Genomic DNA, 13949 nt, shown 5'->3' with positions numbered 1-13949 from the left:
GACGTTATCCAGCGCCTGGGTGAGGGTGACGGTTTGCGTCGGAGCCGTGGTGTCGAGGGTGATGGCGTAGGTGTTGGACTCCGTACCGCGGTTACCGGCGGCGTCTTCAACGCGGGCGGTGTAGCTGTAGCTTTGGCCATCAACCAAGCCGCTGTCCTGATAGGTCCAGGTGCTGCCACTGACCGTGGCGGTGCCGATAACGGTCCCGTCGCGCAAAATCACCACGGTTTCGCCAGCAACCAGGCTCGCGCTCAGGGTGCCGCTCAGTTGCGGGGTCGCATCGTTGGTGGTGCCGTTGTGGGCAACCGTGCCGGTGACCGGAGCCACGTCATCAGTGACCGCCGTGATCGCGGTGGTGGTGGCCGGGCCATTGGTCTGCAGGGTGATGCTGTAGGCACCCGACGGGGTGCCGGTGTTGCCGGCGGCATCTTCGACGCGGGCGGTGTAGCTGTAGCTGGCGTTGTTGACCAGCCCGGTGGTGTCGGTGAAGGTCCAGCCGGTGCCATTGACGCTGGCGGTGCCGATCTTCGCGCCGTCGCGGTAAATGGCCACGACTTCGTTGCCGGCCAGGGCCCCCGAGAGGGTGCCTTGCAGCTCGGGCTGCGAGTCGTTGGTGGTACCGCCGTTGGCAACAGGGCCGCTCACCGGGTCGACGTTGTCGAGCAGCGTGGTGATCGCAACGGTCTGGGTCGGCGCGGAGGTGTCCAGCGTGATGGCGTAGCTGGTGGAAATCGCCCCGCGGTTACCGGCGGCATCTTCGACGCGGGCGGTATAGCTGTAGCTTTGGCCATCAACCAAGCCGCTGTCCTGATAGGTCCAGGTGCTTCCACTGACCGTAGCGGTGCCGATCACGGCCCCGTTGCGCAGGACAACCAGGGTTTCGTCAGCGGCCAGAGCGGCGCTCAGGGTGCCGCTCAGTTGCGGGTCCGCATCGTTGGTAGTGCCGTTGTGGGCAACCGTGCCGGTGAGCGGAGCCACGTCATCGGTGACGGCCGTGATGCTGACCGATTGGCTCGGAGCCTGGGTGTCGACGGCGAAGCTGATCGGGGTCGATTGCGGGCCTTCGTTACCGGCGGCATCGACGTTGCTGACGCTCAGCGCGTGGCTGCTGTCGGTCAACGCGGTGACGGGGGTGTAGCTCCAGTTGCCGGAGGCGTCAGCGGTTACGCTGCCGAGCAGTACGTCGTTGTCGTAAATATTGACCGTGCTGTTGGCTTCGGCACCCGCGCCGCTCAGGGTCGGCTGGGTGTCGTTGGTGCTGCTGCCAGAACTGATCTGGCCGACGACGAAGGGGACATCGTCATAGATTCCCGAGATCGTTGGCGGGTTTGATGGTGCCAATGTGTCGATGATCAGAGGAGACGGTGCCGACAGCGCACTTTCGTTTCCTGCAGCATCGATGGCTTGAGCTGTGAAAACGTGAGTCCCTTCGTCGAGAGCCTCGGCGGGAGTAAAGGTCCAGCTACCGGTTTCGCTCGATTGAACGGTGGCAATCAGGTTGCCGTTGTCAAATATCTTGATGGTACTGGCAGGCTCGCCCACGCCAGTAAGTGTCGGCGTGTTGTCTTTAGTGACGTCCGGCAGGTAGATGATCGGTGCCGCGGGCGCAACCGTATCAACGATAAAACTGTAGGTGGTGGCGGGGCTCTGGTTCCCAGCGCTATCAACCTGCATCACGCTCAGCAGATGTTCACCATCTGCAAGCTGGGGAAGTATATACCTCCAGTTTCCGTCAGCATCCGGAGTGATGACAGCGGCCATGGTGCCATCAATCAGCAGGGCGATCTGGGCATTTGGCTCTGCATTGCTACCAGAGATGGCGGGGGTTGAATCGCCGGTGACGGCACCCTCTACGATGGGAATTGTGACGGAACCGCGGTCGTCTTCGAGCGCCATGCCAGGCTGTGCAGGTGCTGTAAGGTCTTTTTCCTCACCATTACTGCTGTGGCCGCCGCTATCTTGAGAAAGCAGCCATCCGCCTGCCAGGAGACCGAGCAGTACGGCGATAGCGTCACTGCCATCGTCGGTAAGCAACTGGTATTCGATTAGCTCTTCGGCGATGCCGTCGCCCTGCTGATGCAACGCGGCTGTCATGTCGACAAGCCACTGCTGATCTCCATCAGCAAGTATTAGCTGATTGCCTCCGGTGATGAAGTAACCTTCTATTCGAATGCTCTTTCCGTCATTCAGTTCGATAAGCAGGTCATTCTCAATGCGTGAGAAGTTACTAATGCTCTCCTTCGATACAGACAATATGTAATTGCTTGGCTGCTGCGATGCATGAACGGCCGGGGCGTCAGCGGGAATGGAAACGTTCGCTTTGTTATTGAACGAGGTCATGGCGTACACCTTGATATCCGTTTATATGCAGCTTGGGCATCCAAGCCATTTCATTGAAAAAGAAGGAGCTGGGGATGGGCGGGGCCCATAGGTACCCTTGTCCAATGGTGCAGCCGCCCTCGAGCAGTGCTCGCTTTTGCGCTATTGTTTCGACGCCCTCGGCGATGCATTCAATATTGAGGGATTTTGCAAGTTCGATTTGGTGGCGGCATATGGTCGCGTACCTGTCGTCCTTATCGATAGAGGCGACAAATGAACGGTCCAGCTTGAGTTTGTTGAATGGAATATCAGCTAGAAGTATGTCGTTTGATGAGCCGGTGCCGAAGTCGTCAATGGCGACGTTGTACCCTTCGGTTATGAGGTATTGGACACTTCTTCTCAATGCCCTTGTGTCATTAACCGAGCCGCTTTCAAGCATTTCGAGGGTGATGTATTTCGGGTTGACGACTCTTTCCGTCACGGTATTCTGTAGGCGTTTTATCCAGCGATCATCAAGAAAAAGCAGTGGGGAAGCATTAATGCTGAACTGCAGTTGGATACCTATGCTGGACAGTTTCTGGTTCATGTCCAGGCAAGCGTCCAATATAAGGAAGAACAACGTACTTGAGTGGCCTCGCGCATCTAGCATGGGTATAAAGAAAGATGGCGGGATCAAACCTATTCGTGGATGGTGCCAGCGGCATAACGCTTCGGCTCCAATTGTTTTGCCTGAAGTGATATCAATCTGGGGTTGAAAAACAATATATAAGCCGCTGTTGTGATGGTGCAGAGATGATCTGAGCTTGTCGGCTTTCATAATAAATTACCCTACCAAAAATACGCCGCGGTTAACGTTCTAGAAAGTAACTGTGTACTTTCTTTTTTTTGTTAGCTTTAGGCAGGAAAAGTCCGGCAATGTTTATTCCATTGCGGGCTATTTGGTAGACGCCGTTTCCGCTAAGAGTGACAAACGATAAATGTCCTTTATGGCCCGTCAAGCGCCACATCGTTTGCCCAGATTGGTCATTTTTGGGATGCCCATCACGGATCTAATCATCGGCTTGATCTATAAGATTTAATATCAGGCGTTATTGAATTTTATTACCGTATTTGCTGTATCAGACTTAGTCCGGAGCTGAGGGTGTTTGTAAGGGAATTCCTACAAGGGCAAACCTGCAAGAGCGATGGTCTTGCTCGCAGTCATGCAAGGTTGATCAGGTAGTTAGGGAAACTACGGAAAAGCGCACGTCGGGCTTTGGAAATGCGCCTTCGAAGTGACCCCAACACTGCAGCCAGATCCAGTCGCATGTGAAACGACTCCAGGCCCTTATCACCAAGGCGCACGAGATAGCTGGTGGGGCAAGGTGCCAGCCTTGCTTCGACAGTTGAGGTGCGGCGGCTGGCGTGAAATCTGCATCTGCGCTCTATCCGCCGGTTTTCCGTCACCGGCCGCTGGAGAAACCTGATGCGTAGTCTGTTGCTGATAATGGGTGTGCTGCTGCTTGGCGGCTGTATGAAGGCCAGTGATCTGGCCGATGGCGCTATCTATCAATTGCGCGATGTCGGGATGCTCGATCACAGTCAGATGCGCCGGGCCAGCCCTTGGCGTTTGCAGGCCGACTCTTTCATCTATATCGCCCAGGGGCATTTTGCTCCGCCTGGCGGTGCCAATACGCGGCCCAATGTGGTGGCCGAGGAAGCCTTCAAGGGCTTTGTCGAATATTTCCCCATGGTCCGTCGTGCCCGCGGGCCGTTAGGCCTGGAAGAAGCCCTGGAACAGGCCCGTGCGGCGGGCGCGCACTATCTGCTCTATAACCGTTTTGCCTATGCCGATGACCGCATCGGCACGGTGGAGGAGTGGGAGGATCAGGAGGCGCTGGACCGTCTGGGCACCGATCGCGGGGTGATTCAGTTGATGCTGATCGAGACCAATACCCGTTATATGGTCGATACGGCGCGTATTCGTAGCCGCGGTGGCTTGCTGACGCTTTATGATGCCAAGCCGGAAGAGCTGATCGGTCCCGCGCTGCGGGACTATGCACGGCGGTTACTGGGTTTGAGCGATTGAGGAAGGCTGATGAGTGATACGGGCAAGGCCGGCGACCTGCTGGCACAGATTCCCAAAACAGCGGGCAAGGGTTTGCCGCCGGTGCACCTGTGGCATCCGGAGTTCTGCGGGGATATCGACATGCGTATCGCCCGCGACGGCACCTGGTTCTATATGGGCACGCCGATTGGCCGCAAGCCCATGGTCAAACTGTTCTCCACCATTATTCGCCGTGATGGCGATAAATATGTGTTGGTGACCCCGGTGGAGATGGTCGGCATCCAGGTCGATGATGCACCTTTCGTGGCGGTCGCCTTGCAGGTGATTGGTGCGGGCGAGACGCAGGTGCTGCGCTTTATCACCAATGTCGAGGATGAGGTTGTAGCAGGTATCGAGCATCCGCTACGGGTCGAGCTGGACGCCCTGACCGAGGAGCCTGCGCCCTATGTGCATGTGCGGACCAATCTCGAGGCGCTGATCCACCGCAATGTGTTCTACCAGCTGGTCGAGCTGGCGGTACCGCGCGAGATCGATGGCCAGAGCTGGCTCGGGGTGTGGAGCAGTGGAGAGTTTTTCCCCATCGGTCCGCAGCCGGAATAGCCGTACGTAGCCTGGATGAAATCCAGGGGCTCGCAGGCAGGGTTCAAGATTGGTCCCGGATTGCATCCGGGCTACAAAAGTGTCATGCCCGCGATCCGCGCGCGGCCAGACATTTCGCGGCCATGGGCTAGGCGTCCCCGCCGCTCCTACACATGATTGTCCGGTTAACGCCGACTAGTCCCCTCGCCACATCGTGCCTCCTACAAGAGGCTGCGCCTGCAACAGTTAACGGGTACATAGCCAACAAAAAGGCTCCCGAGGGAGCCTTTGTTTTGCGTCTTACATATTGGGGTAGTTAGGCCCGCCTGTACCTTCAGGGGCCACCCAGGTGATGTTCTGGGCCGGGTCCTTGATGTCACAGGTTTTGCAGTGCACGCAGTTCTGCGCGTTGATCTGGAACTTCTTCTCGCCATCTTCCTTGGTGACGATTTCGTATACGCCGGCCGGGCAGTAGCGCTGCGCCGGTTCGTCGTACATCGGCAGGTTCTTGCCGAGCGGAATGCTCGGGTCGGTGAGCTTCAGGTGGCAGGGCTGTTCCTCTTCATGGTTGGTGTTGGAGAGGAATACCGAGCTGAGCTTGTCGAAGCTGAGTTTGCCGTCCGGTTTCGGGTAGGCAATCTTCTGCGCCTCGGCAGCCGGCTTCAAGCAGGCGTAATCCGGCTTGGTGTCGTGCAGAGTGAAGGGGAGCTTGCCGCCGAAGATGTTTTGGTCCATCCAGTTGAAGCCGGCACCCATCAGCGGACCGAACTTGTGCATCGCCGGGCCGAAGTTACGGCTGTTAAACAGCTCGTCGTACAGCCAGCTGGCTTTGAAAGCATCGACATAACCGGTCAGCTGGTCGCCGCCTTCCTTGCCTGCAAACAGCGCGTCAGCCACGGCTTCTGCGGCGAGCATGCCGGACTTCATGGCGGTGTGGCTGCCCTTGATCTTGGCTACGTTCATGGTGCCGAGGTCGCAACCGATCAGCGCGCCGCCGTTGAAGACCATCTTCGGTAGCGAATTGATGCCGCCTTTGGCCAGGGCGCGGGCACCGTAAGCGACGCGCTTGCCGCCTTCCAGGTACTGGGCGATCACCGGGTGATGCTTGTAGCGCTGGAACTCATCGAACGGCGACAGATGCGGGTTGCTGTACGACAGGTCGACGATCAGGCCGACTACTACCTGGTTGTTTTCCAGGTGATAGAGGAAGGAGCCGCCGGTGTTTTCTTTTGCGACGATATCCAGTGGCCAGCCGGCGGTGTGTACCACCAGACCTTGCTCGTGCTTGGCCGGGTCGATGTCCCAGATTTCCTTGATGCCGATGCCGTAATGCTGGGCGTCGGCTTCGGAGTCCAGGTTGAATTTCTTGATTAGCTGCTTGCCGATATGGCCGCGGCAGCCTTCGGCGAACAGCGTGTACTTGGCGCGCAGTTCCATGCCTGGGGTGTAGTAACCCTCTTTCGGGTGACCTTCGCGGTCGACACCCAGATCGCCAGTGAGAATGCCGTAGACCGCGCCTTCTTCGTTGATCAGCGCTTCCTGAGCGGCGAAGCCTGGGTAGATTTCTACGCCAAGGTTTTCCGCCTGCTGCGCCAGCCAGCGGCACAGGTTGCCCAGGGAAATAATGTAGTTGCCATGGTTGTGCATGGTCTTGGGCACGAAGAAGTCCGGAACCTTGGTGGCCTTCTCGGCATTGCTGAGCACGTAGATGTCATCGCGCTTGACCGGAGTGTTCAGCGGTGCGCCGAGCTCTTTCCAGTCTGGGAACAGTTCATTCAATGCGCGCGGCTCGAACACCGCACCGGAAAGAATGTGCGCGCCGACTTCGGAGCCTTTTTCGACCACGCAGACGCTGATTTCTTTGCCGGCTTCGGCGGCTTTCTGCTTCAGTCGGCAGGCGGCGGACAAACCAGCAGGGCCGGCGCCGACGATGACGACGTCGAATTCCATAAATTCGCGTTCCACAGGCTATCTCCTACTCAAGGCTCTCTAATTTTATTTGGCTGGCAGGCTCGTTCCTTGAGCGATGCTGGCGCATTATATCCAGACCCTTCGGATGGGCCAATACAAACGTTTGTTTGAATTTTCTGTAGGGCTGTTAGAATCTTACTACATCGCAGACGATTGGCCGGTCCGTTGTATTGACCAGCCTAGGTCCTGCGGTCAAGATACGGGCGGTTTTGTGTCCGCCGTATTGGTTACCCCCCGGTTCCGGCCGGTTAGCAGTTCACGCCATGTTCGCTTCTGGCGACATTCTTATTCACCGGAGAGTAACGAGGAATCCATGAAGGTTCTTGTAGCTGTCAAACGAGTGGTCGACTACAACGTCAAGGTTCGCGTCAAAGCGGACAACAGCGGCGTTGATCTTGCCAACGTCAAGATGTCGATGAACCCTTTCTGCGAAATCGCCGTGGAAGAAGCTGTACGTCTGAAAGAGAAGGGCGTGGCGAGCGAAATCGTCGTTGTAACCATCGGCCCGGCTACTGCTCAAGAGCAGCTGCGTACCGCGTTGGCGCTGGGCGCTGACCGTGCCATCCTGGTTGAATCCGCTGATGAGCTGAACTCTCTGGCTGTGGCCAAACTGCTTAAGGCAGTGGTCGACAAAGAGCAGCCGCAGCTGGTCATCATGGGCAAGCAGGCCATCGACAGCGACAACAACCAGACCGGCCAGATGCTGGGCGCGCTGACTGGTTTCGGCCAGGGCACCTTCGCCTCCAAGGTTGAAGTGGCGGGCGACAAGGTCAACGTAACCCGCGAAATCGACGGCGGTCTGCAGACCGTTGCGTTGAACCTGCCGGCTATCGTGACCACCGACCTGCGTCTGAACGAGCCGCGCTACGCGTCGCTGCCGAACATCATGAAAGCCAAGAAAAAGCCGCTGGAAACTGTTACCCCGGCTGATCTGGGCGTTTCCACCGCTTCCACCGTGAAGACCCTGAAAGTCGAAGCGCCTGCTACCCGCAGCGCCGGCATCAAGGTCAAGTCCGTGGCTGAACTGGTCGAGAAATTGAAGAACGAGGCGAAGGTAATCTAAATGACTATCCTGGTTATCGCTGAACACACCAATGCCGCCCTGGCTCCTGCCACGCTGAACACTGTTGCAGCAGCTGCGAAAATCGGTGGTGACATCCACGTTCTGGTTGCCGGTGCCGCTTGTGGCGCTGCTGCCGAAGCCGCTGGCAAAATTGCTGGCGTGGCCAAGGTGCTGGTTGCTGACAACGCCGCTTTCGCTCACCAGCTGCCGGAAAACGTCGCGCCGCTGGTTGCCGAGCTGGGCAAGGGCTACAGCCACATCCTGGCTGCTGCCACCAGCAACGGTAAGAACATCCTGCCGCGCGTTGCCGCTGCGCTGGACGTTGATCAGATCTCGGAAATCATCGCTGTTGAAAGCGCTGACACTTTCAAGCGTCCGATCTACGCCGGTAACGCCATCGCCACCGTGCAATCCTCCGCTGCCGTTAAAGTCATCACCGTGCGTAGCACTGGTTTTGATCCGGTTGCAGCTGTTGGCGGCTCTGCTGCCGTTGAAGCAGTGGGCGGTGCGGCTGACGCTGGCAAATCGGCTTTCGTCGGTGAAGAACTGGCCAAGTCCGATCGTCCTGAACTGACCGCTGCCAAGATCGTCGTTTCCGGCGGCCGCGGCATGCAGAACGGTGACAACTTCAAGCACCTGTACGCTCTGGCCGACAAGCTGGGCGCTGCTGTAGGTGCCTCGCGCGCCGCAGTTGACGCAGGCTTCGTACCCAACGATATGCAGGTCGGTCAGACCGGCAAGATCGTTGCTCCACAGCTGTACATCGCCGTCGGTATCTCCGGCGCGATTCAGCACCTGGCCGGTATGAAAGACTCCAAGGTGATCGTTGCGATCAACAAGGATGAAGAAGCGCCGATCTTCCAGGTAGCCGATTACGGTCTGGTAGCAGATCTGTTCGAAGCTGTACCTGAGCTGGAGAAACTGGTTTAAGCCGGTTTCCTTAGTGCAGAAAAAACCCGCTCACTGAGCGGGTTTTTTTATGCTCAGCACATCCATGTGCTTGAGCTCTTCGGAGTCTGCGCGCAAACGCTCCCGGCCCTTTTGCGCTAATCCTGCAGCGCTTGAAGAAAGCTCCGATAGTGCTGCGCGGTTTGCTGCGGGCGTTCGATCATGGGGACATGGCCGGTTGCGGGCATAACCACGATGGTGGGCTGGCGCAACAACGGGCGCATGACCTCGGTGCTGGAGACGTGCAGGGCGCGGTCCTCGGCTCCCCAAATCACCAGGGTGGGTACCTGGATCTTCGCCAGTTCGGGTTCCAGCGGGATATAGCGCTCGATCAGGTGGGCGAATACCTGGTCATAGTGGGCGCTGTTGGCGATGGCCTGCTCGGCGAAATAGCCTTTGAGCGATTCCGGCAGGTAGGGTGGCTCGACAAAGACGAACTCCAGCAGGCGCTGGAAATCCTCAGGCTGGCGCACCACCAGTGGGTTGGGTTCGCCACGTTCGAGTATCTGCATCAGCTCGCTGGGTTGCGGCGAGGTGATGCCGGCGTTGTCCAGCAAGGCCAGCGACAGCACCTGGTCCGGGTAGCGCGCGGCATATAGCGCACTGATATGCCCGCCCATGGAATTGCCGATCAGGTGCAGTTTGTCGATCTGCAGGGCCTGCACCACATTGGCCAGACGCTCGGTCTGGGTGCCGACATCGTAGCTGCCGGTTGGCTTGTCGCTGGCACCGAAACCCGGCAGGTCGAGGGCAATCACCCGATAGTCCTGGCTAAGGTGGCGGGCGAAGCGCAGCCAGTTGTCCTTGTTGGCGCCAAAGCCGTGCACCATCAATAGGGTTTGTGCATCGTCTGGGCCGCCCTCGTAGTAATGGATGTTAAGATCGCCCACTGCGATTTGTTCGAGGCTCAGGCCCGCTCGTTGCCGCTCAAACAGTTGCATGCCGGCCAACAGAACGGCAGGCGATAGGTAGAGCAGGGCGGCTGTGGCCAGAAGCAGTGAGAACAGGCCGATAATCAGTTTTTTCATGACAGCTCTTTATCGCGTCGATTGGGACGCGTATTAAGCTAGCACGAAGCCCCTGTCTCCCGGCGCGTGCCCGTAGACGCCCCACCCAAGGTTCAGTCGAGAAGTTTGCCAATGCTTGAGCGTGGTTTAGTGAAGTCCTTTGTGTTGTCGCTTGGTCTACTGGTGTTGCCGGGGCTGGCCGCCGCTGCCGCAGGCAAGTGCGAGCGCCTGGTGGCGACCGGTAATCCAGAGTACCCGCCTTATTTATGGCGCGACCCGCAGAACCCACAGCAGCTGATTGGGGCCAATGCCGACCTGCTCAAGCACCTGGCCAAGGAACTGGGGTTGGTGGTCGATGTGCTCGACAGCGGAGCCTGGCCGCAGCCCCTGGATGAGGTGCGCAGCGGGCGTATCGACCTGCTGGCCGGTGCTGTTCTCAGTGCTTCGCAGCTCGATGCGATGGACTATGTGCATCCCGTCCCCTATGTCACGCCCAGCGTGGTCTGGGTGCGGCGTGACGCGGCGTTCCCCTATGCCGGCTGGGAAGATTTGCGTGAGCGTACGGGCGATACCCTGGCCAGCAACAGTTTTGGTCCGCAGTTCGATGCCTATGCCAAGAGCCAGCTGACCCTGGAGCGGGTTACCAGCCTGACTCAGGCCTTCCAGAAATTGCTACTGGGGCGCACCGACTATGTTCTCCACGAGCGTTATCCCGGCCAGGCGCTGGCCGATACCCTGGAAATGCAAGATGACCTGCTGGCCCTGGAACCAGCGGTTTCCAGCGAGGGTCTGTATCTCGCGCTGTCGCACAACTCCGCCTGCAACGAACCCTGGCTAAGGGGCGGGCTGGCGAAGAAGATGCTCGAAGCGGTGGCCGCAGGGTTGCCCGAGGTCTTGCTGCAGCGCAATCTGCAACTCTGGAAAGAGCAACAGCTCATACCCGCCAGCGACGTTATTCAGTAGGAAAAGCCTTGTGATCTATCGACGTTTTTGCGCAGCGCTCGTGCCGCTGCTGCTCAGTGCTTGTGCCACCGATCCCGCGCCCGTCGAGCAGTTGCGCCTGACTGAGCAGGCGCTTGTCCAGGCTCAGGCCCTGGGCCTTTCGGCGGAGCAATCCGCGGCGTTGCGCCAGGCCGAGGAGAAGTTCGCTTTGGCCCAGGCCGCCATGCAGGACGAAGACTACAAGCAGGCGCGTATCCATGCCGAACAGGCCGAACTGGATGCCCGCCTAGCCGAGGCCCAGTACTTGACCGAGAAAAGCGCGCAGCAGTTGGCCGAGCTGAACAACCGCATCAGCCGTTTGCGCAGACAGCTGGGGGACTTGTGATGAAGACTTTGCCAGCACTGGCTAGTGTGCTTCTGGTGGCGACTGTGCTCAGCGGTTGCGCGTCTTCGCATTTCGCCAGCGAACAGGCACTGCAATCCGCACATGCGGGATTTCAGACGGTCAAGGAGGATCCCGATGTACTGCGCAGCGCGGCCAAGGATCTGATTCGTGCCGGTGAGTCCCTGGCGCGCGCTGATCGCCTGTCGAGCTACTGGGGCAGTGCCGACGATGTGACGCATTACGCCTACCTGAGCCAGCAATACAGCGCGATTGCCGGGCAGAAGAGCGCCCTCAACCTGAATCAGGAACGCGCCGTTAAGTTGGAACTGGAGCGTCAGCGGCTGCAACTGGCCCTGCGTGAGGCCAAGCTGCTTAGCGTGCAGGAACAGAGCAACTGGCTCGAAGAGCAGATGGTCAGCCTGACGACCAGCGAGGGTGAGCGTGGCCTGGTGATGACCCTGGGCGACGTGCTGTTCGACGCCGGGCACGCCGACCTCAAGGCCTCGGCCAATCGCACGGTGCTCAGGTTGGTGCAGTTTCTCCAGCTCAACCCACGGCGCATTGTGCGTATCGAGGGCTATACCGACAGCCGTGGCGATGCCCAGGAAAACCTCGAACTGTCCCAAGCCCGGGCTCAGGCGGTGGCCGATGTGCTGGTCGACCTGGGTATCGATGCCCAGCGCATCGAGGTGCAAGGGCATGGCGCAAGCTTCCCGGTGACCGAAAATGCCTCGGCCAAAGGCCGGGCGCAGAATCGTCGGGTGGAGATCGTCTTTTCCGATGAGCAGGGCCGTTTAGGCTCGTCGCGCTAAGCGCCGCGCTATATACAGAGCCCCGGTTTTCCGGGGCTTTTTATGTGCGCCCAGCATGGGCGCAATCTTGTGGGTGAAAGTCCCGCCGTAAGCTGACCACAGCGAACGAAGTGAAGCGCAACTGCATAAGGGCGACCGAGTGTGGAGAGGAAGCGTGAATCGAAGCCATGAGCCGATGGACAAGAATCGGATAAAAGGCGCGGCCGATCAGGGCGAGCGGGCATAAAACCGCGAAGCTCTTGTGGTCAAGGATCAGGCTGTGTAAATCCGGCGGTTGTGTGGTGAAGGATTGCGTTCTTACCTGGGGAGATCTCGCCTCATGCCTGAAAGGGCGACGGCACCAGCCGGAGCGAGAAGTCAGCAGAGGCCGTAGTAGTCTTTTTTTTTGACGAAGGGCCGAACGAGAGAAAGCGTTATAGGCCATGTTGATGCGAACGACCGGAAGTCAGATGCCTGCCAAACGCGGGGCGGCCGGAGACTGCGAGCGGTGAAGCCGTGAGAAGCTCCGTCAGCGACGAGGTCAATCGCCCGCAGAATGAAACCGACAACGCAGGGCAAGGGCTGCTGGAGCGGGCCTTTGCGCGAGAAAACCTGAAGCGGGCATGGAAGCGGGTCAAGGCCAACAAGGGTGCAGCGGGAGTCGACGGTCTGGATATTGATCAGACGGCCGAATACCTGCTGACGCAGTGGGCCGCGATACGTGAACAGCTTCTATCAGGAGTCTACCGGCCCAGTCCGGTACGACGCGTGGTGATTCCCAAACCCGACGGCGGTCAGCGTGAGCTGGGCATTCCGACGGTCACCGACCGTCTGATCCAACAAGCGTTGCTGCAAGTCTTACAGCCATTACTCGATCCCACTTTCAGTGAACACAGCTACGGCTTCCGTCCGGGACGCGGTGCGCAGGGTGCCGTTTTAGCGGCTCAAGGCTACGTGTCCTCGGGGCGCAAAGTGGTGGTGGATGTGGATCTGGAAAAGTTCTTCGACTGGGTTGACCACGACATCTTGATGGATCGTTTGTGCAAACGGATTGTGGATCGGGCGGCTATCCGGCTGATTCGGGCTTATCTGGATGCGGGAGCGCTGATCAATGGCGTGGTCGAGAAAAGCCGTCGCGGTGCGCCGCAAGGCGGTCCGCTGTCGCCGTTGTTGGCGAACGTGCTGCTGGACGAAGTGGATCGGGAGCTTGAACGCCGAGGCCATTGTTTCGTGCGCTATGCCGACGACGCGAATGTGTATGTTCGCAGTCAGAAGGCGGGGCAGCGGGTGATGGCCTTGCTGAGGCGCTTGTATGAAAAACTGCACTTGAGCGTCAACGAGAGCAAGAGTGCGGTGGCGAGCGCGTTTGGCCGCAAGTTTCTGGGCTATGAGTTGTGGTTAGCCCGTGGCGAAGTCAAGCGAGCTGCATCCTATAGAGCGCAGAAGCAGTTCAAGCAGCGAATACGTTGGTACACCCGACGCTCGTGTGGTCGTAGCTTGCAGCAGGTCGTCGATGACCTGCGACCTTACATTTTAGGTTGGAAAGCTTACTTCGGGTTGTCGCAAACCCCAGCCGTCTGGCGTGCGCTGGACGAATGGATACGGCACCGGTTGCGATCAATTCAGCTTAAACAATGGAAGCGCGGAACGACGACGTATCGTGAGCTGCGAGCACTTGGTGCGAATAACCAGGTGGCGCAGAAGGTGGCAGGAAACACCCGCCGCTGGTGGCGTAACAGCCGTCTTGATCTGAATCGCGTGCTTAATATTGCGTGGTTCGACAGGCTGGGATTAGTGCGTCTCTCATAACCTCAATCTCTCGAACCGCCCGGTGCGGACCCGCATGCCGGGTGGTGTGGCAGGGGAGCGGCCTGTGAAGGCCGTCCCCTATGCCGAT

General features: G+C 58.7%; 12 protein-coding genes. 8 read left to right on the top strand and 4 right to left on the bottom strand.

The window, feature by feature from the left end; all coding sequences use genetic code 11:
- Both VMP31_RS10010 and VMP31_RS10005 read right to left on the bottom strand, forming a co-directional pair.
- A partial coding sequence (locus VMP31_RS10010) for an Ig-like domain-containing protein (RefSeq protein WP_414705444.1) occupies nt 1–2340 on the bottom strand: 2340 nt, incomplete at its 3' end.
- Nucleotides 2324–3136 (bottom strand): EAL domain-containing protein, encoded by an 813-nt coding sequence (locus VMP31_RS10005; protein WP_325506624.1) that lies wholly within the window; start codon nt 3134–3136, stop codon nt 2324–2326. The genes VMP31_RS10005 and VMP31_RS10010, both read right to left, overlap by 17 nt.
- A gap of 648 nt (nt 3137–3784) precedes the next feature.
- Between VMP31_RS10005 and VMP31_RS10000 the strand changes: the two genes are divergently transcribed.
- Nucleotides 3785–4387: a DUF4823 domain-containing protein gene (locus VMP31_RS10000; protein ID WP_325506621.1), complete on the top strand. Its 603-nt coding sequence runs from the start codon at nt 3785–3787 to the stop codon at nt 4385–4387.
- Nucleotides 4388–4396: 9 nt separating this feature from the next.
- Nucleotides 4397–4966, top strand: a complete 570-nt coding sequence (locus tag VMP31_RS09995; RefSeq protein ID WP_325506619.1) for a DUF1285 domain-containing protein — start codon at nt 4397–4399, stop codon at nt 4964–4966.
- Between the two features lie 279 nt (nt 4967–5245).
- Here VMP31_RS09995 and VMP31_RS09990 read toward each other — a convergent pair whose 3' ends face one another.
- On the bottom strand, nt 5246–6910 hold the full coding sequence (locus VMP31_RS09990; protein ID WP_325506617.1) for an electron transfer flavoprotein-ubiquinone oxidoreductase: 1665 nt from the start codon (nt 6908–6910) through the stop codon (nt 5246–5248).
- A 319-nt stretch (nt 6911–7229) separates the two neighbouring features.
- On the opposite strand from VMP31_RS09990, the gene VMP31_RS09985 reads away from it, so the two are divergent.
- Entirely contained in the window at nt 7230–7979 is a 750-nt protein-coding gene (locus VMP31_RS09985) for an electron transfer flavoprotein subunit beta/FixA family protein (protein ID WP_233684359.1), read from the top strand.
- Nucleotides 7980–8909 (top strand): electron transfer flavoprotein subunit alpha/FixB family protein, encoded by a 930-nt coding sequence (locus VMP31_RS09980; protein WP_325506615.1) that lies wholly within the window; start codon nt 7980–7982, stop codon nt 8907–8909.
- Between the two features lie 116 nt (nt 8910–9025).
- Here VMP31_RS09980 and VMP31_RS09975 read toward each other — a convergent pair whose 3' ends face one another.
- On the bottom strand, nt 9026–9955 hold the full coding sequence (locus tag VMP31_RS09975; RefSeq protein ID WP_325506613.1) for an alpha/beta hydrolase: 930 nt from the start codon (nt 9953–9955) through the stop codon (nt 9026–9028).
- A 111-nt stretch (nt 9956–10066) separates the two neighbouring features.
- Between VMP31_RS09975 and VMP31_RS09970 the strand changes: the two genes are divergently transcribed.
- From VMP31_RS09970 to ltrA, 4 genes are all read left to right on the top strand, one after another.
- Nucleotides 10067–10897 carry a substrate-binding periplasmic protein gene (locus tag VMP31_RS09970; RefSeq protein ID WP_325506611.1) on the top strand — a complete coding sequence of 277 codons (831 nt, stop codon included), beginning with the start codon at nt 10067–10069 and terminating at the stop codon, nt 10895–10897.
- Between the two features lie 10 nt (nt 10898–10907).
- Nucleotides 10908–11261, top strand: coding sequence for a DUF4398 domain-containing protein (locus VMP31_RS09965; RefSeq protein WP_325506609.1), 354 nt, complete (start codon nt 10908–10910; stop codon nt 11259–11261).
- Nucleotides 11261–12073, top strand: a complete 813-nt coding sequence (locus VMP31_RS09960) for an OmpA family protein (RefSeq protein WP_325506607.1) — start codon at nt 11261–11263, stop codon at nt 12071–12073. The genes VMP31_RS09965 and VMP31_RS09960 overlap by 1 nt, the downstream gene beginning before the upstream one ends.
- Nucleotides 12074–12568: 495 nt before the next feature.
- Nucleotides 12569–13861: a group II intron reverse transcriptase/maturase gene (gene ltrA, locus VMP31_RS09955; RefSeq protein WP_325506605.1), complete on the top strand. Its 1293-nt coding sequence runs from the start codon at nt 12569–12571 to the stop codon at nt 13859–13861.
- Nucleotides 13862–13949 lie beyond the last annotated feature (88 nt).

Origin of the sequence: Pseudomonas sp., assembly GCF_035512415.1 — a bacterium.
Taxonomy (GTDB): domain Bacteria; phylum Pseudomonadota; class Gammaproteobacteria; order Pseudomonadales; family Pseudomonadaceae; genus Aquipseudomonas.
The sequence above is the reverse complement of the archived record's forward strand: the minus strand, read 5'-3'. Positions and strand labels throughout refer to the sequence as shown.